This window comes from Thalassospira sp. MCCC 1A02898 (assembly GCF_001618185.1).
GTDB classification, from domain to species: Bacteria; Pseudomonadota; Alphaproteobacteria; order Rhodospirillales; family Thalassospiraceae; genus Thalassospira; species Thalassospira tepidiphila.
The window spans coordinates 405,193-430,824 of the sequence record NZ_LPXK01000011.1; the positions used below are offsets into that span (position 1 = coordinate 405,193).

26 protein-coding genes are annotated in these 25,632 nt (G+C 52.8%); 19 read left to right on the forward strand and 7 right to left on the reverse strand.

What is annotated here, in order from left to right:
- Nucleotides 1-2: 2 nt before the first annotated feature.
- Nucleotides 3-1,397, reverse strand: a complete 1,395-nt coding sequence (locus AUQ41_RS12860; RefSeq protein WP_281491858.1) for a NarK family nitrate/nitrite MFS transporter — start codon at nucleotides 1,395-1,397, stop codon at nucleotides 3-5.
- A 61-nt stretch (nucleotides 1,398-1,458) separates the two neighbouring features.
- A complete protein-coding gene (locus tag AUQ41_RS12865) occupies nucleotides 1,459-2,823 on the reverse strand; it encodes a nitrate/nitrite transporter (protein WP_063088761.1) in 1,365 nt (454 codons plus the stop codon).
- A gap of 257 nt (nucleotides 2,824-3,080) precedes the next feature.
- Here AUQ41_RS12865 and AUQ41_RS12870 point away from each other — a divergent pair, with 257 nt between their 5' ends.
- Both AUQ41_RS12870 and AUQ41_RS12875 read left to right on the forward strand, forming a co-directional pair.
- Complete coding sequence (locus AUQ41_RS12870) at nucleotides 3,081-3,779, forward strand: helix-turn-helix domain-containing protein (protein WP_063089020.1); 699 nt, start codon at nucleotides 3,081-3,083, stop codon at nucleotides 3,777-3,779.
- Between the two features lie 11 nt (nucleotides 3,780-3,790).
- Complete coding sequence (locus tag AUQ41_RS12875) at nucleotides 3,791-4,096, forward strand: carboxymuconolactone decarboxylase family protein (protein WP_063088762.1); 306 nt, start codon at nucleotides 3,791-3,793, stop codon at nucleotides 4,094-4,096.
- A gap of 194 nt (nucleotides 4,097-4,290) precedes the next feature.
- Here AUQ41_RS12875 and AUQ41_RS12880 read toward each other — a convergent pair whose 3' ends face one another.
- Nucleotides 4,291-4,611, reverse strand: a complete 321-nt coding sequence (locus tag AUQ41_RS12880) for a U32 family peptidase (protein WP_063088763.1) — start codon at nucleotides 4,609-4,611, stop codon at nucleotides 4,291-4,293.
- A gap of 554 nt (nucleotides 4,612-5,165) precedes the next feature.
- Nucleotides 5,166-6,218 carry a LacI family DNA-binding transcriptional regulator gene (locus AUQ41_RS12885; RefSeq protein ID WP_198155636.1) on the reverse strand — a complete coding sequence of 351 codons (1,053 nt, stop codon included), beginning with the start codon at nucleotides 6,216-6,218 and terminating at the stop codon, nucleotides 5,166-5,168.
- A 302-nt stretch (nucleotides 6,219-6,520) separates the two neighbouring features.
- Here AUQ41_RS12885 and AUQ41_RS12890 point away from each other — a divergent pair, with 302 nt between their 5' ends.
- From AUQ41_RS12890 to AUQ41_RS12925, 8 genes are all read left to right on the forward strand, one after another.
- Complete coding sequence (locus AUQ41_RS12890) at nucleotides 6,521-7,501, forward strand: NAD(P)-dependent oxidoreductase (RefSeq protein WP_063088764.1); 981 nt, start codon at nucleotides 6,521-6,523, stop codon at nucleotides 7,499-7,501.
- A gap of 48 nt (nucleotides 7,502-7,549) precedes the next feature.
- A complete protein-coding gene (locus AUQ41_RS12895; protein WP_063088765.1) occupies nucleotides 7,550-8,533 on the forward strand; it encodes a substrate-binding domain-containing protein in 984 nt (327 codons plus the stop codon).
- Nucleotides 8,534-8,545: 12 nt separating this feature from the next.
- Complete coding sequence (locus AUQ41_RS12900) at nucleotides 8,546-9,622, forward strand: Gfo/Idh/MocA family protein (protein ID WP_083952670.1); 1,077 nt, start codon at nucleotides 8,546-8,548, stop codon at nucleotides 9,620-9,622.
- A 134-nt stretch (nucleotides 9,623-9,756) separates the two neighbouring features.
- Nucleotides 9,757-10,704, forward strand: coding sequence for a sugar-binding protein (locus AUQ41_RS12905; RefSeq protein WP_083952669.1), 948 nt, complete (start codon nucleotides 9,757-9,759; stop codon nucleotides 10,702-10,704).
- 99 nt (nucleotides 10,705-10,803) lie between these two features.
- Nucleotides 10,804-12,321, forward strand: coding sequence for a sugar ABC transporter ATP-binding protein (locus AUQ41_RS12910; RefSeq protein WP_063088766.1), 1,518 nt, complete (start codon nucleotides 10,804-10,806; stop codon nucleotides 12,319-12,321).
- A gap of 3 nt (nucleotides 12,322-12,324) precedes the next feature.
- Nucleotides 12,325-13,308, forward strand: a complete 984-nt coding sequence (locus AUQ41_RS12915) for an ABC transporter permease (RefSeq protein ID WP_063088767.1) — start codon at nucleotides 12,325-12,327, stop codon at nucleotides 13,306-13,308.
- Between the two features lie 64 nt (nucleotides 13,309-13,372).
- A complete protein-coding gene (locus AUQ41_RS12920) occupies nucleotides 13,373-14,113 on the forward strand; it encodes an ATP-binding cassette domain-containing protein (protein ID WP_063088768.1) in 741 nt (246 codons plus the stop codon).
- Between the two features lie 26 nt (nucleotides 14,114-14,139).
- Nucleotides 14,140-15,135, forward strand: coding sequence for an ABC transporter permease (locus AUQ41_RS12925; RefSeq protein ID WP_063088769.1), 996 nt, complete (start codon nucleotides 14,140-14,142; stop codon nucleotides 15,133-15,135).
- 181 nt (nucleotides 15,136-15,316) lie between these two features.
- Here AUQ41_RS12925 and AUQ41_RS12930 read toward each other — a convergent pair whose 3' ends face one another.
- Nucleotides 15,317-15,592 carry a hypothetical protein gene (locus tag AUQ41_RS12930; RefSeq protein WP_143588659.1) on the reverse strand — a complete coding sequence of 92 codons (276 nt, stop codon included), beginning with the start codon at nucleotides 15,590-15,592 and terminating at the stop codon, nucleotides 15,317-15,319.
- 566 nt (nucleotides 15,593-16,158) lie between these two features.
- Between AUQ41_RS12930 and AUQ41_RS12940 the strand changes: the two genes are divergently transcribed.
- From AUQ41_RS12940 to AUQ41_RS12965, 5 genes are all read left to right on the forward strand, one after another.
- Nucleotides 16,159-16,512, forward strand: coding sequence for a hypothetical protein (locus AUQ41_RS12940; protein ID WP_063088772.1), 354 nt, complete (start codon nucleotides 16,159-16,161; stop codon nucleotides 16,510-16,512).
- Between the two features lie 185 nt (nucleotides 16,513-16,697).
- Nucleotides 16,698-17,033: a hypothetical protein gene (locus AUQ41_RS12945; RefSeq protein ID WP_198155637.1), complete on the forward strand. Its 336-nt coding sequence runs from the start codon at nucleotides 16,698-16,700 to the stop codon at nucleotides 17,031-17,033.
- Nucleotides 17,034-17,088: 55 nt separating this feature from the next.
- Nucleotides 17,089-17,892 (forward strand): transglutaminase family protein, encoded by an 804-nt coding sequence (locus AUQ41_RS12950; protein WP_063088774.1) that lies wholly within the window; start codon nucleotides 17,089-17,091, stop codon nucleotides 17,890-17,892.
- Between the two features lie 54 nt (nucleotides 17,893-17,946).
- The gene (locus tag AUQ41_RS12955) at nucleotides 17,947-18,807 is read left to right on the forward strand and encodes a transglutaminase family protein (protein ID WP_063088775.1); all 861 of its coding nucleotides are present in this window, start codon (nucleotides 17,947-17,949) and stop codon (nucleotides 18,805-18,807) included.
- A gap of 479 nt (nucleotides 18,808-19,286) precedes the next feature.
- Complete coding sequence (locus AUQ41_RS12965; protein WP_063088777.1) at nucleotides 19,287-20,021, forward strand: Crp/Fnr family transcriptional regulator; 735 nt, start codon at nucleotides 19,287-19,289, stop codon at nucleotides 20,019-20,021.
- Between the two features lie 23 nt (nucleotides 20,022-20,044).
- Here AUQ41_RS12965 and AUQ41_RS12970 read toward each other — a convergent pair whose 3' ends face one another.
- Nucleotides 20,045-20,266 (reverse strand): hypothetical protein, encoded by a 222-nt coding sequence (locus AUQ41_RS12970; protein WP_063088778.1) that lies wholly within the window; start codon nucleotides 20,264-20,266, stop codon nucleotides 20,045-20,047.
- Nucleotides 20,267-20,462: 196 nt separating this feature from the next.
- Between AUQ41_RS12970 and AUQ41_RS12975 the strand changes: the two genes are divergently transcribed.
- The gene (locus AUQ41_RS12975) at nucleotides 20,463-20,861 is read left to right on the forward strand and encodes a hypothetical protein (RefSeq protein WP_063088779.1); all 399 of its coding nucleotides are present in this window, start codon (nucleotides 20,463-20,465) and stop codon (nucleotides 20,859-20,861) included.
- A 108-nt stretch (nucleotides 20,862-20,969) separates the two neighbouring features.
- Here AUQ41_RS12975 and AUQ41_RS12980 read toward each other — a convergent pair whose 3' ends face one another.
- Nucleotides 20,970-22,097, reverse strand: a complete 1,128-nt coding sequence (locus AUQ41_RS12980; protein ID WP_063088780.1) for a Gfo/Idh/MocA family protein — start codon at nucleotides 22,095-22,097, stop codon at nucleotides 20,970-20,972.
- 108 nt (nucleotides 22,098-22,205) lie between these two features.
- Between AUQ41_RS12980 and AUQ41_RS12985 the strand changes: the two genes are divergently transcribed.
- From AUQ41_RS12985 to AUQ41_RS12995, 3 genes are all read left to right on the forward strand, one after another.
- Nucleotides 22,206-23,036 (forward strand): MurR/RpiR family transcriptional regulator, encoded by an 831-nt coding sequence (locus AUQ41_RS12985; RefSeq protein WP_063088781.1) that lies wholly within the window; start codon nucleotides 22,206-22,208, stop codon nucleotides 23,034-23,036.
- A gap of 215 nt (nucleotides 23,037-23,251) precedes the next feature.
- Complete coding sequence (gene iolG, locus AUQ41_RS12990; RefSeq protein ID WP_063088782.1) at nucleotides 23,252-24,256, forward strand: inositol 2-dehydrogenase; 1,005 nt, start codon at nucleotides 23,252-23,254, stop codon at nucleotides 24,254-24,256.
- Nucleotides 24,257-24,684: 428 nt separating this feature from the next.
- Nucleotides 24,685-25,626, forward strand: coding sequence for a sugar ABC transporter substrate-binding protein (locus AUQ41_RS12995; protein WP_063088783.1), 942 nt, complete (start codon nucleotides 24,685-24,687; stop codon nucleotides 25,624-25,626).
- Nucleotides 25,627-25,632: the final 6 nt, after the last annotated feature.

Sequence of the window (25,632 nt, forward strand, 5' to 3'; positions counted from 1 at the left end):
GATCAGCACGAAACCGGTGCGTTCTTGCGGCTGTAGTAGAACCAGGTGATCGCAACACAGACCGCATAGAAGCCGGCAAAGCACCAAAGCGCGCCTGCGGGACCGCCAGTCAGTGCGATGGATGTGCCATAGGCTTTTGGAATGAAGAACGCGCCATAGGCAGCAATCGCACTGGTAAAGGCGATGATGGCCGAGCTCTCGAGTTCCGACTGTTTAAGCTGGGCTGCCTGATCAGCATCGGGCATCAGGCGCGGGATTTCCTGACGCATGATCGACGGAATCATCTGGAAGGTCGATGCGTTGCCGACACCGGTCAGGAAGAACAGAGCCATAAAGCAGGCAAAGAAACCCCAAAAATGACCGCTGGTTCCGCCAAGCGGCAGGAATTGCAGGACGCCGACAACCGCAATAATCATGCCGATAAAGGTCCAGAACGTTACCCGTCCGCCACCAAGCTTGTCAGAAATCCATCCTGTGCCAGCACGGCTCAGCGCGCCAACCAGCGGACCAAGAAATGCATATTGCAAGGCATCGACTTCTGGGAACTGGGTCTTCATCAGAAGCGGGAACCCGGCGGAATAGCCGATAAAACTGCCAAATGTCCCGGTATAGAGGATGCACATAATCCAGTTGTGTTTGCGGCTAAAGATGATCGACTGCTTTTTGAAGCTGGCTTTGGCATCCGCGATACTGTTCATGCCAAACCAGGCAGCAATGGTCGAAACCACGATGAACGGCACCCAGATGAAACCGGCATTCTGCAAGAAGATTTCGCCCCCACCAGCAACGCTTTGGGCTGCGCCACCAAAGGCGCCGAACACACCGGCCGTGATCACAAGCGGGACCACAAACTGCATGACCGAAACACCAAGGTTGCCAAGTCCGGCATTCAGGGCCAGGGCGTTGCCCTTTGTTCTTTTCGGATAGAAATAGGCGATGTTTGCCATCGAGGAGGCAAAGTTGCCGCCCCCGAACCCGCACAACAGTGCAAGAATAAGGAACCAGCTGTAGGACGTATTGGGATCCTGCACGGCAAAGCCGATGCCAAGCGCAGGCAGCAACAGGGATGCTGTGCTCAGCGTCGTCCAGACACGGCCACCAAAGATTGGCACCATAAAGCTATAGAAAATACGAAGCGTTGCCCCCGACAAACCGGGCAGTGCGGCCAGCCAGAAAAGTTGGCCGGTGGAGTAGGTGAAGCCAATGCCCGGCAGCTTTGCGACAACAACCGACCAAACCATCCAGACCGAAAACGCCAGCAAAAGGCAGGGAATGGAGATCCAGAGATTGCGGGTGGCGATTGCACTGCCTTTGCTTGACCAGAACTCTGTATCTTCTGGTCGCCAATCGGTCAGGACAGCGCCTTTTTGACCATTGTCTGCGTGCGTGATTTCCAAAGGAACCTCCCGATGAAACTGTTGGAGAGGCAGAGCGCAATCTGCGCTCTGCCGGTTTGTCTTACTGAGCAGGTTTGGTGGTAACGCCCGATGGTTTGCCAGTGGCAGGTGCCGGTTTCTCCAGCGGTTTGTCGGGCACATCTGAAAGGTATTTTTCGTCTGCCAGTGCCGGATGACGCGAACGTTCCATGCGGCGGATCACGACATGCATCCAGATCGTGGACACCGCGACCAGCACGAACAGCAGCATGAATGGCGCGGTCCAGACATTGGTCAGATCAAGAAGCACTCCGAAGGCGATTGGCAGGAAGAAACCGCCAAGGCCACCGATCATGCCAACCAGACCACCAACCGATCCGACGTGATGTGGGTAGTAAACCGGGATGTGTTTGTAGACGGCGGCTTTGCCCAGACTCATGACAAAGCCGAGAACGACTGTCAGGGCGACAAACATGCCAACCGAAACACCGAAATCAAACTCGATGGGTCCGTTGATGCCCGAAACCAGATAGGTCGTCTGCGGGTAACTCATGATGAACAGAACGACCAGGGAGACGATGAAGGTCAGATACATCACCGCACGTGCACCCCATTTGTCCGACATCCAGCCCCCCAGTGCCCGAAACACCGAGCCGGGGAGAGAATAAAGTCCGGCAAAGACGCCCGCCGTGGTTAGTTCCAGCCCATAGGCGCCGACATAGTAGCGCGGCAAAAAGCTTGCCAGCGCGACAAAGGCACCAAAGACAAAGAAGTAATAGGTGGCAAAACGCCAGACCTGCATGTTCTTAAGTGGCTCAAGCTGCGAGCTGGCTGATACCGGGCCTTCGCCAGATTCCTTGCGCGCTTGCTGGACCGGGTCGGTTTTTGCCAGCAAGAAAAACAGTACGGCTGTGATGACAAGGACGACAGCATAAACGCGGGCCGTCCCCTCCCAACCAAGGGCGACTACCAGAAATGGGGCGGCAAAGTTCGTTACAGCCGCGCCAACGTTACCGGCGCCAAAAATCCCCAGCGCAGTGCCCTGACGTTCCTTTTCGAACCAGCGCGACGTATAGGCGACACCAACGATAAAGGACCCACCAGCAAGGCCAAGACCAAGGGCGGCAACAAGAAAGATTTCATAGCTGTGGACGGACGTCAGGAGCCAGACACAGACGGCTGTAATCAGCATCTGCAGTGGGAACATAACCCGACCGCCAAATTGCTCTGTCCATACGCCAAGGAAGATGCGGCTGACCGAGCCGGTTAGAACCGGTGTCGCGACCAACAGCCCGAATTGTGTATCACTCAGGCCGAGTTCCTGTTTGATCTTCACCCCGATAATGGAAAAGATCGTCCAAACCGCAAAGCATACCGTGAAGGCGAAAGTACTCAGTCCCAGAGCACGGTATTGGTCTGTTTGTGAAACCCCTTTTAACGTATGCATGGCAATTCCCCTCGAGCATCTGTCGTTACATTGGAGCGTGTCCGAATGGCCTGATCATTGTTTGAGGGGACCCTCGTCAGGGTTGATCTAAATCAGAAAACGTGGAACGCTTCGGTGAAATAAACAGCCACGCCAAGTATGTGGTCCGGCGGTTTGCCGAACCTCAATACACAGAGAGAGCAAGAGCAAATGCCCGCTTGATAAATATCAAGTAAGCAGCAGGCATGTTTCTGCGCAGGGTTATAAGTGAGGAAAAAATGTCCGATTCGACCTTCCCGGAGGTACGCAGTCTGGATCTCTTCGCTGATATGAGCGACGAGAACTATGCCAAGCTCATGCGCGGCGCTTATTTGCAAACATTTCCGCCGCATGTTGACCTGATAGGTGAAGGTGAAGGTGCTGATTTCCTTCATGTTTTGGTCTCAGGCGCGGTGGATCTTTTTTCGCGTTGGAATAACCGGGAAACGAGTGTCATGATCGTCAAGCCGGTTTCAACTTTCATTCTTGCCGCTACCATTCGCGATGCTCGTTATTTGATGTCGGCCAGAACAATGGAGAAAAGCCGGATTGTCATGATCCCCAGTCAGGATGTCCGGGCGATCTTTGACCTTGATGCAGGCTTTGCACGTGCGGTTGTCGTCGAATTGGCCGCCTGTTACCGTTCAGTGATCAAGACCACCAAGAACCTGAAGTTGCGTACAGCCCTCGAACGTCTGGCGAACTATTTGCTGTCCCGACATCGGGCCTATGGTGCGCCGGCGAGTTTCGATCTTGATCTGGAAAAACGGCAACTTGCGTCGGTTTTAGGGATGACACCTGAAAATCTCAGCCGCGCGTTCAAGGCACTTCAGGCATATGGGGTCGCGGTTAACGGAGAAAAAATAGAGATAACTAACCCCGCCCTTCTTCAGAAGTTTGCCAAGCCGACATCTCTTATTGACGATGATCAAACGTAAGGAGAGAGCCTATGGTTAAATCTATGCCCGGTGCTGCCGGAACACTGGCGGACCAGTATCCCGATATCTGGAAGGCTTATGCTGAACTTGGTAAGGCCGCTGCAGAGGCAGGACCTTTGACGGATCGGGAACGCCGCCTTGTAAAGCTTGCGCTTGCAATCGGTATTGGTTCTGAAGGAGCGGTACATTCACACACCCGGCGTGCCAAGGCCGAAGGTATCGCCCAAGAAGATTTGTTGCAGATTGCGATGTTGTCTATCGGACCCGTCGGTTTGCCGCGTGCGGTTGCCGCGAAAACCTGGATTGAGGACATCTAGGGCCCTTCCGACATGGTTCCATTTGGGTGCTTCCAGTTGATCATTGTCAAGGGTTCCTACCATCGCAGTGTTATGCTGATTGGTGTTCACAATGTAATGTCATGCGAACTCCCCGAATTGTGAATGTATTGAAGGGCTGCAATCGGTAAGATTGCAGCCCTTTCTTTCATTGTGAGTTCTGCCTGCCGTGGTTCTTATTCTGCCTGCGGAGCGTGCGTCTGACGAAACTCGGCCCCAGGGGCTTCGTGCAAGAAGCCGTTGGCAAAGTTCATCGGGAAACGCATTTCCTTCAGGCGGTGTCTGAGTTCTTCCGGATCGGTTTTACGCGCGAGAACTTGACGATAGAGATCCGAAACCCTGGTCATGTCCAGACTATGTGGCGACAGGCGGAACGCTGTCACACCGGCGGTTTGCATCTGTGCGATATTGTCCGCCATTTCAACATAGTGGCTGGACAGGGTTTGCAAACCGTTGACCGCCAGAAATGGCGTATCGTCGAGTGTTTCGACATCCATGCGATCAAGGTGGTCCCCGCAAACGTACCGGCACCCGTCCTTGTGCATGATCTGACGGGCTGATTTTTGTTTAAGCGGTGCTGAAGCGCTGGATCAAAAGTTCGGGATTAAGGAAACTTCCAGCAGGGCGGCGGCACTTTGCCAAGTTTCATTATGCAGGAGCAGAATGCGAGAGGCGTGCATGCGAAGGCAACAAGTCTCTCCTTCTGGACGAGTGCACATTGGTTTCGGATGTTCACCAGTACCTGATCGAGTTGACGCTGGGGATGACGGCGTCGGTGATGTCATTGCAAACACGATTGATCGTAACAGCGATGCATTCTCTAAAGTGGAAACTGTGATTGCCGCGAATTGGCAGAACTGACGATACAGCTAATCAGGAAATCAGCACGCGTTTAGACCAAATCAATCTTGGTATGTGCTTTCCCCTCTCTTCAAAAGATTTGATGAGAGGGGAATTGATTTGGGCATTTTTGCTGGAAAATGAAAGTTGTCATCTTTTCTGACAATTCCGCAGCGCTTGTCAGCTATTTGTCGGTCATAATTCTTGGGAATTACGCCTTTTCTTCGGATTTCTCGACTGAATCGCGTTCTACCATAAGGCATTCGACCTTGATCTGGTTTGGTGTCGCAAGAAGGCCGCCAACGCTGTCTATCAGGAGTTCGGCACCGATTTCGCCCATTTCGTAGTGCGGTAGAATAAGTGTCGTCAGGGCAGGGTGCGTGTGCTGGGCGATTTCGCGGTCGTCAAAGCCGATCACAGCCACATCTTCCGGGATGCTTTTCCCTAGTTCGCGCAGCGCGTCAAAACAACCAAGCGCCATCAAATCATTGGCGCAAAAAATCGCGTCTGGCGGATTATCGAGTGCCATGAGCTCATGGGTCATCGAATAACCGGTTGAGGGCTCCCAGTTGCCTGGCCGGACAAGTGCTGGATCAAACGGTATATCGTTGCTTGAGAGTGCCTGACGGTATCCCTTGAGACGGTCGCGCGAGGCGTCGACACCTTTTTGCCCATTAATGATCGCGATGCGCTTGCGACCGGCTTGTATCAGACGTTCAGTTGCCGCCCGTCCCCCCAGCAGGTCACCTGGCAAAACAGACGGGAGGGTGCGGGTGCTGTCGTAGCAATTGACAAGGACAGTGGGCTTCTTTGACAGGATCGGTGGTAATTCCACCAGTCGGGTAAGAATTGTACCGTAAATGATCCCGATGACGTTCGAGTCTGCCAGCTGATTGACGATGCTGGCTTCGATGTTCGCATTGCCGTGGCTGACCGCGAGGCAAACATTGATCCCGTATTCCAGGGCCTTGTTGTGCGCCCCTTCAAAGGCCAGTGCCATCCATGGATCGGTGCTGATTTCATCTGCGATGAAGATAATGACTGACCGTGACTTGTTGCTTGGCGCAACCTGGTTTTCACGTCGAACAAGCTGATAGCCAAGTTTGTTCGCGGAATCGATCACACGCTGACGTGTGGATTCAGTCAGTTTGGCCGGGCTCCCGTTCAGGACCAGTGAGACTGTTGCCTGCGATACGCCCGCCATCGAGGCAACATCCATCATAGTCGGGCGATTTTTGCCACCGTAATGTTTCTTTTGCGACATTGAACTCGTTTTGCCTCTGGTCTTTTAGCCAACCGATATTTTGCGGTGATTGCGTCAGATGGTGCAAAAACGACCGATAGACAACGTTTTCGCCCTTAGAATTGAACAGGTTGGCGCACGTCTGAACCACCAAGCCGATATTGGTAATACCTTATTCAAGACGATCAAGACAAGCCGTCTGCCGCGCCTGCGGCATAATTAGTAATCATTCTTCCAGTTGAATTTATATCGGCATTCTATCCTGAGGTCACTTGACTCCATATTATTAATTAATATTATTAATTCAATAGGGAGGATAATTAATGAAAATTTTGATTACGGGTGCAGCCGGCAAGGTCGGCAAGGCATTTTTGGCGGCATTTCTTGATAGCCCCAGGTATGCATCGGCCAAGATCGTGGCGCTGTGTCATAACCGCAAGATCGAAGCGGGTGAGAGGGTAGAGGTCATTACGGGGTCTCTGTCTGATCCGGATGCGGTTGCGCACGCGATGGAGGGTGTCACCCACGTTCTTCATATGGCGGCGGTGAAAGAAAGCCCCGATCTGGTCATTGATGTTGCGATCAAGGGGATGTTCCTGCTTCTGGAAGCCGCGCGCCAGTCATCGACGCTTAAGCAGTTCGTTCTGATAGGTGGTGATTGCTCTGTTGGGCACATTTTCAAGGATTATCCGGCGCCTATCACAGAAACCTCCCCGCGGCAGGCTTATAGCGGCTGTTATGCGCTGACGAAGGTGCTCGAAGAGGTGATGATCGAGCAATATCAGATCCAGTATGGCCTGAATGGCACCGTTTTGCGTGCGCCCTGGATCATGGAAAAAGACGATTTCAAATATGCGCTTTCGTTTGGTCCGGACCAGTTTGGTGGTCCGGTCTGGAGCGACTTGATAAGCGCGGAAAAGGCTGTGCGCCTTGCCGAGGGCAGTTTTGTGCCATTGATGCGTGATAAAAAGGGCGCGGCTCTTAAGCGCAACTTTGTGCATGTCGATGATCTGGTTGCTGCGTTGATGGCAGCCCTCGATCACCCTGCCGCGATGCAGGAGTTTTTCAATATCTCAATGGATGAGCCAGTCGATTACGCGCAGGTCGCAGATTACCTGGTGCGAACGCGCGATATGGAACCCGTGGAAATCCCCACACCGTTTCACAGCAACTGGCTTGATAACACCAAGGCACGGCACGCACTAGGTTGGCGGCCGCAAGTAGATTTCGAGGAGATGATCGAGCGGGCCTGGGCATATGAAAGAAGCCCGAGCGATCCTCGGAAAATCTGGTATCCGGGGTAATCAATTCCGGGCCAGACCAACTAGGGAGAGCTAAACGTGAAACATAAAATGTTACTAACTCTCACATCTGCGCTCATTCTTGCGACAGGTGTTGGCGCTGCAAATGCCGATGGGAAAAAGACATTGGCCATTGTGGTGAAAGGCTTGGATAACCCGTTCTTCGAGCAAATCAATCTGGGTTGTCAGAAGTGGATGTCGGAGAACATGGACTCCGAATACGAGTGTTTGTACACCGGGCCTGCATCCAGTGCTGATGAGGCTGGCGAAGTTCAGATCGTCGATGATCTGTTGACCCGCGGTGTTGCCGCAATCGCAATTTCGCCGTCAAATGCGCCGGCGATGGCAAACCGAATTCGTCAGATCAACCCGAATGTTCCGGTGATGACGATTGATGCCGATTTCCTTGAAAAAGATCGCGACTTGCGTGCGACCTATCTGGGGACTGACAACTATCTGATGGGTGTCAAAATGGCCGAAGAAGCCATGATGCTTAAGCCGGATGGGGGATCGGTATGTTTGCAGTTGGGGAACGTTGCGGCGGACAATATCAACGCGCGTGCTTCTGGCTTCCGCGACACGATTTCAGGGGCTAAGGGCACGGAACGCCTTGCGAACAGCAATGGCTGGACGGAAATTGAAGGGTGTCCAGTCTTTACCAATGATCAGGTCGATCTTGCCAACCAGCAGATGGCCGACACCTTTACGGCAAATCCCGATCTTGATGCCTTTATTCTGATTGGCGGCTGGGCGCAGTTTGCGCCGCAAGCCTATGCACAGGTTACCGATCAGGTCATGGATCGTCTGAAATCCAAGGAGCTGATCCTGATTGCGGGCGACACACTTCCTCCGCAAACCCAGGCATTCCGCGATGGGCGCAGTCATGCGCAGGTCGGTCAGCGTCCGTTTGAGATGGGGTATCGGGCGCCTGACGTGATGATCGAACTGATCAATGGCAAAAAGGTAGATGATCCACTCTATACGGGGCTGGATGTTTGCAATCAGTCGGATCCGGGTTTTTGCGCGGATAACTAATACCAATCCTTGATGAACTGGGCCGGATTTGTTGATCAGATCCGGCTCGATTTTTATCCGGACTTACACAGGGCGGAAGACAACGTGACAAAAACAACAATCAACTGGGGCATTCTTTCGACGGCCAATATCGGCGTGGAGAAGGTTATTCCGGCAATCAAAAAATCACCCTCGTCGAATGTGCTGGGGATTGCATCGCGCAATGCAGGGCGATCGGCGAGAGTGGCCAATGATCTTGGAATTCAAAAGTCTTACGCGTCCTACGAGGCGTTGATTGCTGATCCGGAAATTGACGCGATTTACAACCCGTTGCCAAACCACATGCATGTCGACTGGACGCTGGCTGCAGCACGGGCGGGTAAGCATGTGTTGTGTGAAAAGCCCATCGGGTTAAATGCGCGCGATGCAGAACGGCTGCGCGCGTGTCCGAAAAATGTGTTGGTCGCAGAGGCCTTTATGGTGCGCTACCACCCGCAATGGATACGTGTGCGCGAGATGGTCAGAAGCGGTGAGCTTGGTGAGGTCAGGGCGATCCAGGCGGCATTCAGTTACTTTAACGATGATGGTCAGAATATCCGCAACAGGCCAGAGGCCGGCGGCGGTGCCGTCATGGATATCGGATGCTACCCGATCACGGCGGGCCGGTTTTTGTTCGAAGACGAGCCGGTGCGCGTCATGGCCCTGATCGATCGAGATCCCGCATTCAAAACCGATCGAATGGCGAGTGTGGTTGCGGACTTCGGCGGCGGTCGGCAATTGTCATTCATGGTTTCGACGCAACTGTGCCCGTATCAGACCTTGAACGTGTTTGGCACGAAGGCGCGGGCCGAAATCATGATCCCCTACAATGCGCCGGCAGATAAAGAAACCGCCCTGATTGTCGATGCGGGCGAGAGCCTGGATGGCAGTCTGGCTGGCTGCGAGATCGTGCCTGCGTGTGATCAGTATACAGAGCAGGCGGAAATGTTTGCGCAGGCCATTCTGACAGGAAGAGGTTTGCCATACGGCATCGAGGATTCGATTGCCTCCATGCGTGTTCTTGACGCGGTTTTTGCGAGCGAAGAGCAAAAAACGTGGGCCAATCTGTGATTAAAACCATCAACTTACACAACCGGGGGTGAAAAACGCTTGATCCGAAATTATTAATGATATTATTAATTATGAGCCGCACAGATAATTTATAAATACAGTCGTGCGGATTGTTAATCGGGAGGATTAAACGCATGAAATTTGCAACAACATTCGCAACCCTCGGTCTGTCAATGGTTCTGGCTGGCGGGGCGTTTGCACAAGAAAAGCAGCAGCTTGCATTCGTGGTGAATGCTGCATCGGACTTTTGGAAACTGGCAGAAGCAGGGGTCGAGGCCGCACAGGCAGAACTCCCCGAATATGAGCTGCAGTTCCGGTATCCTGCACAGGGAACCGCAGCACTTCAGAATGCGCTGATGGATGATTTGGTCGCCGGGGGAACGGATGCGATCATGATTTCGTCGGCCGATCCAAAGAACTCTATTGATGCGTTCAACCGCATTGCGGCCCAGGTGCCGCTCTTTACTACCGATAGTGATGCCCCGCAAAGTGATCGCATCGCCTATCTTGGATCATCCAACGTTGCCGCTGGCGTTCAGGCTGGTGAGATTGCCGTGAAAGCACTGCCAAACGGCGGAAAATGCATGGGCTTTGTCGGGTTCCTTGGTGCCGACAACGCGATTGAACGCATTGCCGGTTTCCGTCAGGCGGTTGAAGGCAGCGGTATCGAGCTTGTGGATGTGCGTGGTGATGATGTTGATTTTGCGCGTGCGCGATCAAATGTCGATGACGTGCTTGCGGCAAATCCCGACATTGATTGCATGGTCGGGTTCTATTCCTACAACCCGCCGAAAATTTACGAAGCATTGCAGGCTGCTGGCAAGTTGGGGCAGGTGACCGTTGTTGCCTTTGATGAAGACCCTGTGACGCTTGGCGCGGTTCGCGAGGGCAGCTTTGCTGGCACGGTTGTTCAGGACCCGTACCAGTGGGGCTATCAGGGCATGCACCTGATGGCGGATTATCTTGAGGGCGATATGTCGAAGGTGCCCGCAGATGGCTTGATCATCGTGCCGACCCAGGTGATCGACAAATCCAATGTTGATGAGTTCGAGGCTGTCGTTAAGGAAAGAATAGGCGGGTAATTTTCTTCCCCCTGCCTAGCGAGCGGGCGTGTGAAATCTGCGAGTGCGCCTGCTCGCACCTTTCCAACGATGTCGAATGGACATTGGGGAGCCGAATATATGAGTGCAGTGCATGGGCTTGATCTGCGACTTGAAGGTGTCACCAAGGTTTATCCCGGTGTGGTGGCCCTTAATGATGTTTCATTGCAGATCAAAGCTGGCGAAGTTGTTGGACTTCTTGGTGAAAACGGGGCCGGAAAATCGACCCTGATGAAGATTCTCGGCGGGTTGATAGCCCCAACGTCCGGGAAAATTATTCTTGATGGACAGCAGTATGACGCCTTTGACGTCAAACAGTCCCAACAAGCAGGGATCGCGTTCGTCCATCAGGAACTGAATGTTTTCGATAACATGGATGTTTCCGCAAACATCTTCCTTGGCCGGGAACTGGTGCGTGGGCCTTTGCGACTGACGGATCGCAAAGCCATGAATAAGATGGCGGAGCCGCTGATCGAGCGTGTTGGCGCGCCGTTCAAGCCAGAAACACCGGTTTCCACATTGTCCTTGGCGGAGTGCCAGTTGCTGGAAATCGCCAAGGCGTTGTCGATGAATGCGCGGTTGGTCATCATGGATGAGCCAACATCAAGCCTCACACTTTCTGAGACCAACATGCTGCTTAAGGTCATTGCCGACCTTAAGGCGCAAGGGATTGCCGTCATCTATATTTCACATCGCCTGAGCGAGGTGGAGGAATGCGTCGACCGTGCGGTTGTCCTGCGCGATGGCCATAATGTTGGCGTGCTTGAGCGTCAGGCAGTTACGCATGATGCGATGATCCGCATGATGATCGGACGAGAGCTCAAAGCACTTTACACACCACCTTCGGTGCCTGCGACCAAACCCGTTCTTTCCGTCAAAAACTTTGCGATCAAAAGCAAGCCTGATCGCACGGCAAGCTTTGATGTGATGGCAGGCGAGATCCTTGGCGTTGCGGGCTTGATCGGGGCAGGGCGTACAGACTTGGCCGAGGCAATATTTGGTGTCGGCGACAAGCTTGGCGGGGACATTCTGATTGATGGCAGAAAGACCGAGATCAATAGCCCGGCCGATGCCATCGCAGCAGGGCTTTATCTTGTGCCGGAAGACCGCAAGCGGGCCGGGTTGATCCTTGAATTTCCGACCTTGGAAAATGTCACGATGGCCAACTTGCCGGCATACACATCACGCGGGCTTGTTTCCCAGAAACGTCAGATCGCTGTGGCGGAATCCCAGCGCAGTGCATTGGCGATCAAGACACATGATGTTCGCCGGGCCGCAAATGAAATGTCTGGTGGCAACCAGCAAAAAGTCGTTCTGGCAAAGTGGCTGTCCATGGATCCCAAAGTCATCATTTTCGATGAGCCGACCCGGGGGATCGATGTCGGTGCAAAAGCCGAGATTTATGGATTGATGCGATCGCTGGCCGATCGCGGAGTGGGGGTGATGATGATATCGAGCGATATGGAAGAAGTAATCGGGGTTTCAGACAGGATTGTCGTGATGAAAGACGGGCTGATTACTGGGGAATTACCGCGCTTTCGCTTTTCCGAGAGCAATGTGCTCAATCTCGCCGTCGGTAAAGTGCTGGAAGAGGCCTGAGAAATGCAAAAAAAAGATATCGGTCTTGGCATTCTGATTATCGTGGTTGGCGCAATTGTTTATATGCGCAACCCGCTTTTCCTGTCGCCCATCAACCTTGGCAATACCGCAAATCTGATCGGCCTGTTTGGCCTGTTTGCCATTGGGCAAGGGTTTGTCATCATGACCGGGGGTATTGATCTTTCCGTTGGATCGGTGATCGCGCTGCTTGGTGTGTTATTTGTCGACATGGTCGGTAAGTTCGGTGTTCCCTGGCCATTGGCCGTGGCGATCATCATAGGTCTTGGTGTTCTGATCGGGCTGGCGCACGGTATCCTGATTACACGATTTAGGCTGCAGCCATTTGTCGTTACCTTGTGCGGGCTTTTGATTTATCGCGGCATCGCACGTGGATACACAGCGGAATCAACTGCAGGATTTCCTTTTGGTTCCAGTTATCCTCAGCTTGAATGGCTTACAATTGGGCGGAGCTTCGGCGTCCCGCACTCGTTCGTCGCGATGCTGATTGTTGCGGCGGTGATGTGGGTTGTTTTGCATCACACAGTTTTTGGTCGTCACCTTTGCGCGGTAGGCAAGAACGAGGAAGCCGCACGCTTTTCGGGGATAAACACCCGTTTCGTCACGGTGATGGCATATGTGATCTGTGCCGTGCTCGCATCGATTGCGGCAATATATTTCGCAATGTTCACCAAGTCCGTCCAGCCGTCTTCGCACGGTAACTTTTACGAGCTGTATGCAATTGCGGCGGCTGTTTTGGGCGGGTGTTCTTTGCGCGGGGGCGAAGGTTCAGTCATCGGGATCGTTCTTGGGGCCGTGTTGCTACAGGAACTGCAGAACCTGGTGAATTTGCTGGGCATTCCATCTTCGCTGAATTTCGCAGTGATGGGCGCTGTGATTTTGCTGGGTGTTCTGGCAGATCAGCAATTTGCAGCCTATCGCACCAGAAAAAATACCGAAAGGGCGCTGGGCTTGCTGCACAAACCATAAATCACAAAAGAAAACCGTCTGCTTGTTACCGCGTCAGGTGCATTAGCAGATATGGGGGGTGTTCATGAATGTGCTTGAACTTAAAAACATATCCAAACGTTATGGCGCCATACAGGCACTCGATAGCGTGTCACTTGCCATTGCGCCGGGCGAAGTTGTCGGACTTATGGGCGATAACGGGGCAGGGAAATCCACCTTGGTCAAGGTGATTGCGGGGAACTTTGCCCCGACGTCGGGCGATATCCTTATTTCCGATAAGAAAGTGGCGTTTAACAAGCCGCTGGATGCACAGAAGGCCGGTATCGAGGTCGTTTATCAGGATCTGGCGATTTGTAACAATCTGAGTGCAGCGTCGAACGTGTTTTTGGGGCGTGAACCGACCCGCAGGATAGGGCCGATCAAGGTTGTGGATTATGCCTTCATGCGCAGCAAATCCGCCGAACTGTTTGCGCGATTGAAATCGGAAACCCGTCCCCGTGATCTGGTGCACAAAATGTCCGGCGGGCAGCGCCAGGCTGTTGCGATCGCACGGACCCTTTTGAGTGATGCCAAGATCGTTTTGATGGACGAGCCAACGGCTGCGATCTCTGTTCGGCAGGTGGCGGAAGTCCTCAATCTTATCCGGCAGCTTAGTGATCAGGGTATCGCCGTCGTTCTGATCAGCCATCGAATGCCCGATGTCTTTGAGGTCGCAGACAAGGTTGTTGTCCTAAGGCGCGGCGAACTTGTTGCAGACAAAAACGCATCGCAGTCTTCGCCAGAAGAAATTACGGGCCTGATTACCGGCGCGATTGAGCACGCATGAGTGGACCTAAAAAAGGAACAATGAATATGGCAACGCCGACTCTTGCTGAAGTCATCAATCGTTCTCAGCATCATGGGCTGATCGCGCGGATCACAAGCCAACAGATTTTTTGGGTGTTTATGGCGGCTGTCTTTGCCTGCCTGGCATTGACGATCCTAACCGACAGTTTCGCAACAGAGCGCAACCTGTTTAATGTTACCCGCAATTTTGCGTTTGTCGGGATCATTGCGCTTGGCATGACGGCGGTTATTGCATCCGGCGGGATTGACCTATCTGTTGGCTCTACGCTGGTGATCTCCGCGATGACGATCAGTGTCATCATGTCCGCAGGAATGCCGTTTTGGCTCGGTTGTATCGCCGCACTTGGCATCTCGTTGCTTGTGGGCGCGGTTAATGGCGTGCTGATTGCCTATGCGAAAATGCCGCCATTCGTGGTGACGCTTGGCATGTTGTCGGTCGCGCGCAGTCTGGCAATGGTGCTTTCTGATAACAAAATGATCTATGAGTTCGGGCCGGATCACGACTTCTTGCTTTGGCTTGGGGGCGGTTCGACCCTTGGTCTTCCGCATCCGTTGATCATCATGGTGATTCTGGCCTGCCTGACGGCGTTTGCGTTCAGGCATTTACGTTGGGGTCAGCACTTGTTCGCGATTGGCGGTAACGAAAACGCAGCGGTTCTGACCGGCATTCCCGTCGCGCGCATCAAAGTCAGCGTTTATATGTTTTCAGCCCTGATGGCAGGTATTACCGGGGTCCTGGAAGTTGGCTGGCTCGGTGGGGTTACGACCAATCTTGGTCAGGCCATGGAGCTGACCGTCATTGCCGCCGCGGTCATTGGCGGTGCCAATCTTGCAGGTGGTGGTGGCACTGCGTTTGGTGCCGTGGTCGGTGCTTTGTTGATTGAAGTGATCCGCAACAGCCTTATTTTGCTTGGCATAAGCACATTTTGGCAGGGAACGTTTGTTGGATCGTTCATTGTGATTGCCGTGGCGTTTGACCGTTTCAGGCAGAGAAAGTCATAGACCTGCAAACGTACTTTGAGAGAAATGTCAGCTTTTGTGGCACATAACAATGGAGCAGTGATTGCAAAACGTAACCACTGCTCCATCGCTCTCAATCTTCGCGCAAAAATCAGTCTGATATCCCAGCCTCCTAGAAACCTCTCGGTCACAGACTTTGTTCTGTCGGACCGGATCATGTCGTTTAGTGCAAGGACGCAATCAAGCCCGTTACAATGTTCTGACGACTTTTAGCTGAGTGCGTCAGGTCTGCGAAACTGATCATTACTTTTTCAAGTTTTGCCCAAGCGGTTTCTTTTGACATTGCGCTGAGGTCGCGCGCGACTTGCCATGGATCCAGCCCAAGTCTGGCCAGCATCGAAAGTGTCGTCACAGGCGTACCGTTCAAACCTGCACCGATTTTTGTTTGCAGAAACCTGTCGTATCGTGTGTCGAGGCCGTTTGGATAGTTTTCCATCATGATAGACCAATCCATGCAAATGTCGGTGTTCGATCTTTGGCAAGAAGCCTGATTTAACCGCCCTGGCGAAATGCCATGTGGTTGACATTATGGATCAAGCTGTGCGGGGCGGAGCTAATGTGGATTAGTTCAGCGTTCATAACGCTATTTGGCACGCAGAAAGAAGGGCTGCTCGCCTTTGCCAAAATCGATCTCGCATCTGAACGGATTTCTTCCAATTGCAGACGGACCATTTTGCCAAAACTAACCGAGGTTAGCTCCGCAGGCACACAATCGGTGTAAAAGAGTAGTCTTCATTAAATGTTCTGCGATGTTGGATCGCATCTCGTAACCGGTCGGCTTGGATTAACATCAAGGCCGGTCTCTGCCTGCGGGTTGCTGACAGGCGCCGATTTGATCGCTGTATCAATCCGCAATTTTCCAATCATTTGAAAAATCGCGACGCATGTTCGTTCGCGTCGTTATGCTTACTTCGAAAAGCAAAGAGCAGTGTTTTATCAAGTCCTCTTTGCGCGAAACAATCCAGACATTTGAGCCCTTTATCTGCCCTTTTGGAGGACAAGATTATGAACTATCCCGATTGGTTGAAGCCTTATGTTCTTGGTGCGGTTTCCGGTGCGGCTTTGGCAACGGTTGTCGGCTTTACCTGGGGCGGCTGGGTGACGGGCGGTGACGCGCGTCAGATGTCAGAGACGATGTCCGATGACAAAGTGATCGCCGCGTTGGTGCCTGTTTGTGTTGCCAAGGCGAGTGCGGATTTAAATCGTGCGGCAAAACTCGAAACGATCCGGGGGGCTTCAAGTTATCAGCAAAGAGAAGCTCTGATGGAAGCCGGTTGGGCAACGATGCCAGGCACTGAAATTCCAAACCGCGATCTTGCACAAGCCTGCGTCAAAGCGCTTGAGCCGGAGTTGTCATAATTGCGAAACCCAAGGAGATAAAGATAGTGTCAGACGAGAGGACGACTTCTTCTTTGCCGCCTGAGGCGACATCCTTGGAGCGGCGGGTTCTTGCCCATGAGCGGATTTTGCAATCGCTTATCGCCTACATGTCGCGAAGCGATCCGCGATTCGTTGAGCATCTGCAAGACAGGTTTGTTGTGCCGATGTCGCGGGCGCCTCATGAGCATCGCTACAAAGAAACAGACGAATATGCCGAAGATTTCATTCGCGCTGTGATGTTGCTTGAGGCTAAAGGTCTGACCGATCGTGACAAATCCGCGCTGAACAAGAGCACGTCGGTCAGGCAACAGGGCGGTGTCGACTTTGTCCATGCACCCTATGCACAGCGTATCGAGCGCAGCGGCCGTGTCGATCGTGTGCAATTGATCAAAAAGAACAACATCTGGGAAATCAGTGTGGATGGCGTTTTCCTCGGGCACTATCACGACCGCGAGCATGCCCTTGCAGCCGAGGCCCTTGCGAAGCTTTCACTATCTTGAGGGCGCTTTGCACGGCTGTTGCTTTGTCCCACTCAACTCGGTCAGGACACCTTAAATGCGTTTAAGCATTGGATATTATTTCCAGTATCAGTTGCAGCAAATCACACCAATGATTGCGCTGCTAAATGTTCATCACTCCCGCGTTCATGATCTTGAGGGCGACGACCGCCTGCAGACAGTACCGGAACTGGCTCAAACACGTTATGTCGACGGGTTTGGCAACATCTGTACGCGTTGGACTGCGCCGGTCGGTAAATTCGTCTTGCAATCAGACGGCGTTATCTTCGACGACGGGACCGAGGATGAGCCATGCCGGGATGCCAAACAGCATGCGGTTGAGGATTTGCCATCTGATACGATCATTTACCTTCTTGGCAGTCGCTATTGCGATACTGACTTGCTGTCAAATGAAGCGTGGCGACTTTTTGAACGCACACCGCCGGGTTCGGGAAGAGTCCAGGCGATTTGTGATTTTGTCTACGATCACATTACGTTTGGATATCTTGATGCACGTGCGACGCGGACAGCATCAGAGGCGCTTAAGGAGCGACGCGGCGTTTGCCGGGATTTCACGCATCTTGCCATCGCATTGTGTCGCTGCATGAATATTCCGGCGCGTTACTGCACCGGATATCTCAGTGATATCGGGGAACCGTTGCCCCATCCGAGCGGCGATTTTGCGGCATGGATGGAGGTTTACCTTTCTGGCCGATGGTGGGTGTTCGATCCCAGAAACAATTCCCCGCGGGTCGGTCGTGTATTGATCGCCAGAGGACGGGATGCGGCCGATGTGCCATTGCTGCAAACCTTTGGCGAAAGCATTTTGCGAGACTTCCGTGTTTGGACGGAAGAATTATGATGCTTTGTCATGATGGGTTCCCAAAAACCGCTCAAGAGATAGCGGGGCCGCCTTATGCTGTCTCTTGATCTGGTCCATTCAACGATCTACCGCTATCACTGGCCGGTTTTACTTGGGCCGCATCGATTGATGCTCCGCCCACGAGAGGCGCGCGATACCCGGTTGGTGTCCTTTGAGGTCACAATGAGCCCGGAAACAGAGTTGGTCTGGACTCATGATGTTGCGGGCAACGCGATCGCAACAGCAAATTTCAAGGACAAGACCGACTATCTTAAAATTGAAAGCCGGTCCAAAATCGAGATGGCCGCCTCGCAATGGCCGGTTTTTACAATCTCGGCCGCGGCGTGTACTTTTCCGTTCTCATATTCAGACGATGAATGGATTGATCTCGGTGCTTTGACAGCACAGCATTACCCAGATCCGACCGGGCGGTTATCAGACTGGGTGAATGGTTTTATTTTCAGCAGCCCGACAGACACGCTGTCCTTGTTAAAGGACATTAGCTTCGGGATATCGCAACGCACGACCTACCGAAGGCGGGAGAGCGAAGGCACTCAAACACCGCTGGAAACTCTGGATAATCAGGAAGGGTCGTGTCGCGATTTTGCTGTTTTGTTCGTTGCGGCAGCCCGTTGCCTTGGTTTCGGGGCAAGAATTGTGTCCGGGTATCTGGTGAATACAGATAGCAGCTTAAGAGGATCAGATGGTTCAGGTTCAACGCATGCCTGGGCGGAGGTCTTTCTTCCCGGTGCGGGTTGGGTTGCCTTTGATCCGACAAACCGCAGTGTGGGATCGGGCAATCTTATTTCGGTCGCCGTGGTTCGTGAAATGACGCAGGCTGTTCCGGTTGCCGGTGAGTTCACTGGAGGCACGGGCGCCCTTATCGACATGAACGTTGCCGTCTCCATCACTTAAATTAAGCGCCAGTTCAATGACCGTGTTCTTTGCTGATGCTCCCAACGGATATCATTGTTGCCAGCGAACATGATCTATTTAAGTTTCAGCGCATTCCCGCCCTTGATGATCCTATCGATCAGGCTGTGGACAGCCTGATGGTCTGTCTGGGAAGGAGTGCCTGCGGTTGCGGGATTATGTGCGCCTCTCGCATCCTCAAGAATACCGGCGATATCCTCCGTGCTGAGAATTCCAAGATCGCCCAAGCATATTAGAGTAGACTCGCAAATCGACAGCGCTGCAGATCCCTGGATATCCATAGAAGAGTTCATGGTTCGCCCTTTCTTCTGTGCGCTTTGGCACGCAAAGCCGTGTTTTAGGTTCAGCTTTTCCTATCGCCCCTCGGTCCGGCGCAGCATTGGCAGGTCGGTCTTAACAGGGTGTGCTGACATCCGTGCGACAATGAGGGGTGCCGATATTCAATGGAGAGGACGGGTTTGATGGTTTCCTCGACGGCGGCTGTTTCAAAGCGACTGAAAAACTATATCGACCTGACAGAGCAGGAGCTCGATACCCTTTCAAGGATGATTGGCCCGTCGCGGATGATTTCTGCTGGTGGAGAAATCGTTCACGAGGGGCAAAGCGGGCATCGTGCCTTCATTTTGCAGGACGGTTGGGTGATGTCCTACAAGTTGCTTCCCGAAGGTGCGCGCCAGATTATTGACTTTCAGGTGCCCGGTGACTTCCTTGGGTTGCGAAGTTTGTTGCTTCGAACGTCGGACCATAGCTTTGAGGCGGTAACGGATGTTCTGGTTGGCGAAGTCAAAGCGCAAGATATGCTATCGGCTTTTTCATCTGCACCGCGTTTGGCGATGTCGATATTGTGGTCAGTGTCCTGCGACGAGGCGATGGTTGTGGAGCATCTCGTCAATATCGGCAGGCGCTCGGCGATCGAGAGAACTGCACACTTCCTTCTGGAACTTGGTGCGCGGCTGAGATCAATCGGTGTCGGTGATGCGCAAGGTTATCCGTGTCCTTTATCGCAATACCAACTGGCCGATACGCTTGGCCTTAGCGCGATCCACATCAATCGAGTTTTGCGCCAACTGCGCGAACAGAATTTGGTCACTTTCCAAAAGGGAGTTGTCCAGTTCAACGATTTGAAAAAACTGACCGAACTTGCTGAATTCGAAATGGGATACCTCGATCAGGTCGGCCCCGTACTTGTATCGTAAGTCATCCTGACCAACGGTGTTGGTTACGAGAAATCCTTGCCAATCATCCACTTTTCTACATCAGCAACGGCTTCTTCCTCGGAAATGGCGCGGCGAACTTTGATCATGTTACAAAGCTGCCCCTTGGTCTTGATCGTTGACAGGTCATAGTGGGTCAGGAAGTTCCAATTGTTTTTGGCGTCGGCAAGGTAGCCTTTTTTGCGTTTAAGCGTTTCGGGCGTCTCGCCACCTGTAAATCCAAACATGTCATTTTCCTTTGGTTGATTTTTAATTTTTTCTCATTTTGGAAAATTCATTATGGACGTGTTTTAAAAGCGCAAACTAACCTGTGATGTGTATTTGAGTTTTATTTTGTGAGATGTTCGTGACTGTTTAAAATTGATTACTTAATGACGCATATTCATGTGGCACATACGTTTTGCATCAGGGAAGTTGGCAGTCATGAATGCGATGAAAACAACGCATAAAACCTACGACTTTTCCTACCCATTCAGTCTAGACGGCTGTATGCAAAGCTTTTTGCCCGGGCGTTACAGCATAGAAATAGAAGAAGAGTTGTCGTCAGGAAGCGAGCCGCTTGATTTTAGGCGTGTTAAGTCCCGCCTGTATCATACCCCTAACTCAGGTGTGCCCATTGAGGTCGGAGGCATCGGCATTGATCCTGAAGATTTTGATCGTGCAGCCTTGCAAGATGGCGTGAGGGTTTTAAGAGATCTTCATACTGACGAGAGCATTTCGAGGGTTTCTAAGTTCGATCGGTTTGCAATTGAACGCGGTGAGAATGAGGGGATGTCGGTCACGCAAAGGGAAGTCGAGGTTGCCGGCGATAGCCTCGACTGAGTTCATTTTTGGACGATTAGTAATATTATATGACTATTTTCCGTCATAACCTCTCCCGATCTTCCAATTGTCGTACTTTATTGCCTCGGACGTTCTCATAACTCGGGGCTATACCTCGGATAACGAGACCCTCGTGCCGTCAGTCGCGGACTTCGCAATTGCGTGGATGACTTTTTCGAATTCGTAAGCGTGTTCGAAATCGGGGTAGGCCGGGTTGCCATCGCGGATCGCACGAAGCAGTGCGGCAGCTTCGATGACCTTGAGGTCGTTAAAGCCAAGCTGATGTCCCGGTGCCGGGCAGAATTCGCCATAAGGCGGATGCGCCGGGCCGGTCAGGATGGTGGTGAAACCCTGCTGCGCCTTGTCGCCAGAATTGCGATAAAGCTGCAACTCGTTCATGCGCTCCTGATCAAAGCAGATCATACCCTTGGTGCCATGAACTTCCCAAGCCAGCCGGTTTTTTCGCCCCCAGGCGGAGCGCGATGTCGAAAGGCTGCCCTGAGCGCCATTGGCGAACCGCACCAAGGCAGATGCCGTATCCTCGTTTTCGACCTTCGCCCGCCCGGTTCCATCGGGGAGAGGGCGCGTAGTGTGAACGGTTTGCATATCGGCAATCAAGCTGTCGATTGGTCCGGCAAGGCCATATGCCATTGATACCAGATGGCATCCCATATCCCCCAAGGCCCCAAGACCGGCATCGGCAAGCTTGGCCCGCCATGTCCAGGGGAGTGCGGGGTCAGCCTGATAATCCTCGTCCACCCAGCCGCGGAAATGAACGATCTCACCAATTTCACCACCCTGGATCAGCCGACAGGCATGTGTGAATGCCGGGTTTTTGATGTAATTGTACCCGACCATGGTTTTGATGCCTGCTGTGCGCGCGGCATCGCGCATTTCGCGCGCCTGATCCAGTGTCAGAGCCAGGGGTTTCTCACAATAAACATGTTTGCCCGCCTTGATGGCGGCAATAGCCATGTCGAAGTGAAGCGCATTCGGCGTGGTAATCGAGACGATATCGACATCCGGATCTGAAATCAGCGATGTCCAGTCGGCAGTACTTTTGGCAAAGCCGAACTGATCGGCCATCTGTTTGGCTTTTTCGACCGGCGTATCACATAAAACCGCAAGATGAGACTCCGGCACATCGCCCATAACAGCCCGTGCTGCACCAAATGCCAGCGCGTGCGCCTTTCCCATGAAGCCAGTGCCAATCAGGCCAATGCCAAGAGATTTCATTTGCCGGAACTCCTCACCTAGTCAAAATAGAATTTTTGTTCTATTTAATGGATGGTCATGGAACGCGCCGTGCGTCAAGCAGAAACAAAACAAGGAAGAATAAACGCCATGAGTGATCAGACCGCACCTGTTTCGCTTGAGGAATTCAATCACCGTCTGGCCGAAATATCGGAGACCATGCCCAAAAGACTGCGCCAATGTGCGGAGTTTGTTGCGCAAAATACGGACCGCATCGCTGTTTCCACAGTTGCCGAACTATCGGTCGGTGCAGGTGTGCAACCCTCGGCCTTCATGCGGTTCTGCCAGTTGATGGGATTTTCCGGATTTTCCGAAATGCAGAAAATGTTTCGGGAAACCTATGCACAAAAATGGCCGGACTACGCCACCCGGCTTGAGAATCTGCGCGCAACAGGGGATGACAGCCCCAGTGCCCTGCTGGCCGAGTTTGTCGAAGCCGGGCGGTTGTCTCTGGAAAATCTGGCGTCAACGGTTGATCTGGAAACGCTGGAAAAGGCGGTCGATGTTCTGGCTGAAGCCCCGATGATCCATGTGGTTGGTTTCAGACGTGCCTTTCCGGTCGCGAGTTATCTTTCCTATGCGTTCGAAAAGATGAACATTGCCGCCGTTCTGCATGACGGTGTGGGTAACCTTAATCCACGCCACGCGATCCGCGAGGGTGATGTGGTGATTGCAATCACCTTTGCGCCCTATTCACAGGAAACAATTGATCTTGCAGCCTATGCGCATGACCTTGGAAACAAGGTTGTGGCGATCAGTGATTCGCTGAGCGGGCCGATGCGCAAGACAGAAGCCTTGATGTTATCGGTTTCCGAAGTCGATGTCGGGGCGTTCAGAGCACTTTCGGCGACAATCTCGTTGGCGATTGCCTTGGCCGTCTCTGTCGGGGCAAAGCGCGAGAAACTGATCGATGGAAAATAATTATTGAAAAACAAAAATAATGGAATAAAAATTCCATAGCGTATTCCAAGCAGAATATGCGTATCAGCATAAACGGGTGCGAGAGACATCCGCGTGATCATCCCGAAATCATCGATCTGCAAATTGGTCTGCCAGGTCCTTGCTGGCGTGTCGCAGGTAGTTCGGGAAGGTCAACGTAAGTCAAGGCGGGAACGCCGAAGGGAAGGAACATCTGAATGCTTAAAATAGGTTTGCTGGGCGCTGGACGTATCGGGCAGGTCCATGCGGTGAATATTGTCGCGCACCCGCAAAGTGAACTGGTCGCGGTGTCGGACAAATTTGATGAGCCTGCCGAGAAGCTCGCGCAGATGTATGGTGCTACTGTTCGTAGCAGCGAGGACATCATTGCCGATCCGTCAATAGATGCCGTGTTGATCGCAACACCGACCGATACCCATGCCGACCTGCTTGAGGCCGCGACAGCAGCAGGCAAGGCGGTTCTGTGTGAGAAGCCAGTTGATCTTGATCTAAAGCGTGCCCTCGATTGTCTTGCGCGATGTGAACCGCACGGCAAGCCCATCATGGTTGGATTTAACCGCCGCTTTGATCCGAACTTTGCCCATCTGAAAGCGGCCTTTGATCAAGGCGAAATCGGCAAGGGGGAGCTGCTTTCGATCACTTCCTTTGATCCGGCACCTCCGCCGGTAAGCTATGTGAAGGTATCTGGCGGGATCTTCCGCGATATGGCGATCCATGATTTTGATATGGCCTGCTGGATGTATGGTTCGCTGCCCGACAAAGTCACCGCCATCGGATCAAGCATTGTCGATCCGGAGATCGGAAAGGCAGGTGACTTTGATACTGCCGTTACGACGCTTGAGTTTTCGGGTGGACGTATCGCCGTGATTAAAAACAGCCGTCGTGCGGCCTATGGGTATGACCAGCGCATCGAGTTTCTGGGCTCGGACGGGTTGCTTGCCGCACATAATGTTCTGGAAAACACGATTGAGAAAATCACCGCGCAAGGTGCAACCAAGGCCAAGCCGGAGCATTTCTTCCTCGAGCGTTATGCCAAGGCCTATCAAATTGAATGGAACAGTTTCATTGAGGGCGTGCAGGGGGCATCCCCCCTTCCAGTGACCCTGAAGGATGGCATCAATGCCCTGGTCGTCGCCGAGGCAGCCGCGCTTTCTGCGCGCGAGGGACGGAGCGTTGATGTCGCAAAAGAAATTCTGCCCTGATTAAACGCGTCCAGATCAGGGCTTGGACATTAGCCGGCGTGGCCCATCAGCTGCGCCGGTTTTCTTTTGGCGATCAGGGATCTGTGCCATGCGAGTCGTCCCGAAAACTTAAAACGACCGATGGCGACTACCTTTATTTGCAAGGACGTTGTCGCCTATCGCATTTGGTTCGGGGTGGGGTGAGCGGCGGTTTCAGGCGGTTTGGCAAGGCCTTGTGGCAGGGGCAGAGGGTTATCTTGCAGTGCAATAGAAAAAAAATGTTGATTTCGGCATAAAATAGAACAAAAATTCTATTCAACGGTTTCAACGGGTCATATCAACCCACGCCGCCAGAAGCAGAAAGGTTGCACAAAGACGACTGACTGCCAGAGGAACACATAAATTCAATGGGAAAATCCCAATATTTCAGCCGACTAGGGAGGCAACAGATGAAAAAGGCGCTTACTGCCATCGCGGCAGCAGCATTTGCATTTGCCGGTTTGTCCACAACCGCATCCGCAGAAAATGAAAAATTCGTTCTCATCAGCCACGCACCAGATTCTGATAGCTGGTGGAACGTGATTAAAAACGCGATCAAGGTCGCGGGTGATCAGATGGGTGCAGAAGTCGAATATCGTAACCCGCCGACCGGTGACCTTGCCGATATGGCGCGTATTGTCGAACAGGCTGCTGCGACCAATCCGGATGGCATCATCGTTACCATTGCTGACTTCAACGTCCTTAAGGGGCCGATCACCGATGCCGTGGATAAGGGCATTCCGGTCATTACTATTAACTCCGGCACGCAGGAACAATCCGAAGAACTTGGCGCGCTGATGCATGTCGGCCAGCCGGAATATGATGCCGGATTTGGTGCCGGTAAACGTGCCGCCGCAGCGGGTGCGAAAAGCTTTGTCTGTGTGAACCACTACATCACCAACCCGGCGTCTGTTGAGCGTTGCCGTGGCTTTGCCGATGCGCTTGGTGTCGAGCTTGGTAGCCAGATGATCGATAGCGGTCAGGACCCGTCGGAAGTAAAGAACAAGGTTAGCGCGTATCTCAATACCAATCAGGATGTTGATGCTGTGCTGACACTGGGCCCGAACTCTGCCCATCCGACCCTTGCAGCCCTGCGTGACGCGGGTCTTGCCGGTGAAATGATGTTTGGCACGTTTGATCTGTCATCCGAGATTGCCGAGGCCATCAAGGCTGGTGAAATCAACTTTGCCATCGATCAGCAGCCTTACCTTCAGGGTTATCTTCCGGTCGTCATTCTGACCAACTATGCGCGCTATAGCGTTCTGCCGTCTGGGCATATCAACTCGGGCCCTGGTTTCATTACCAAAGACAACATCGCGCAGGTCGAAAAATACGCCGGCGAATATCGTTAAGATTTC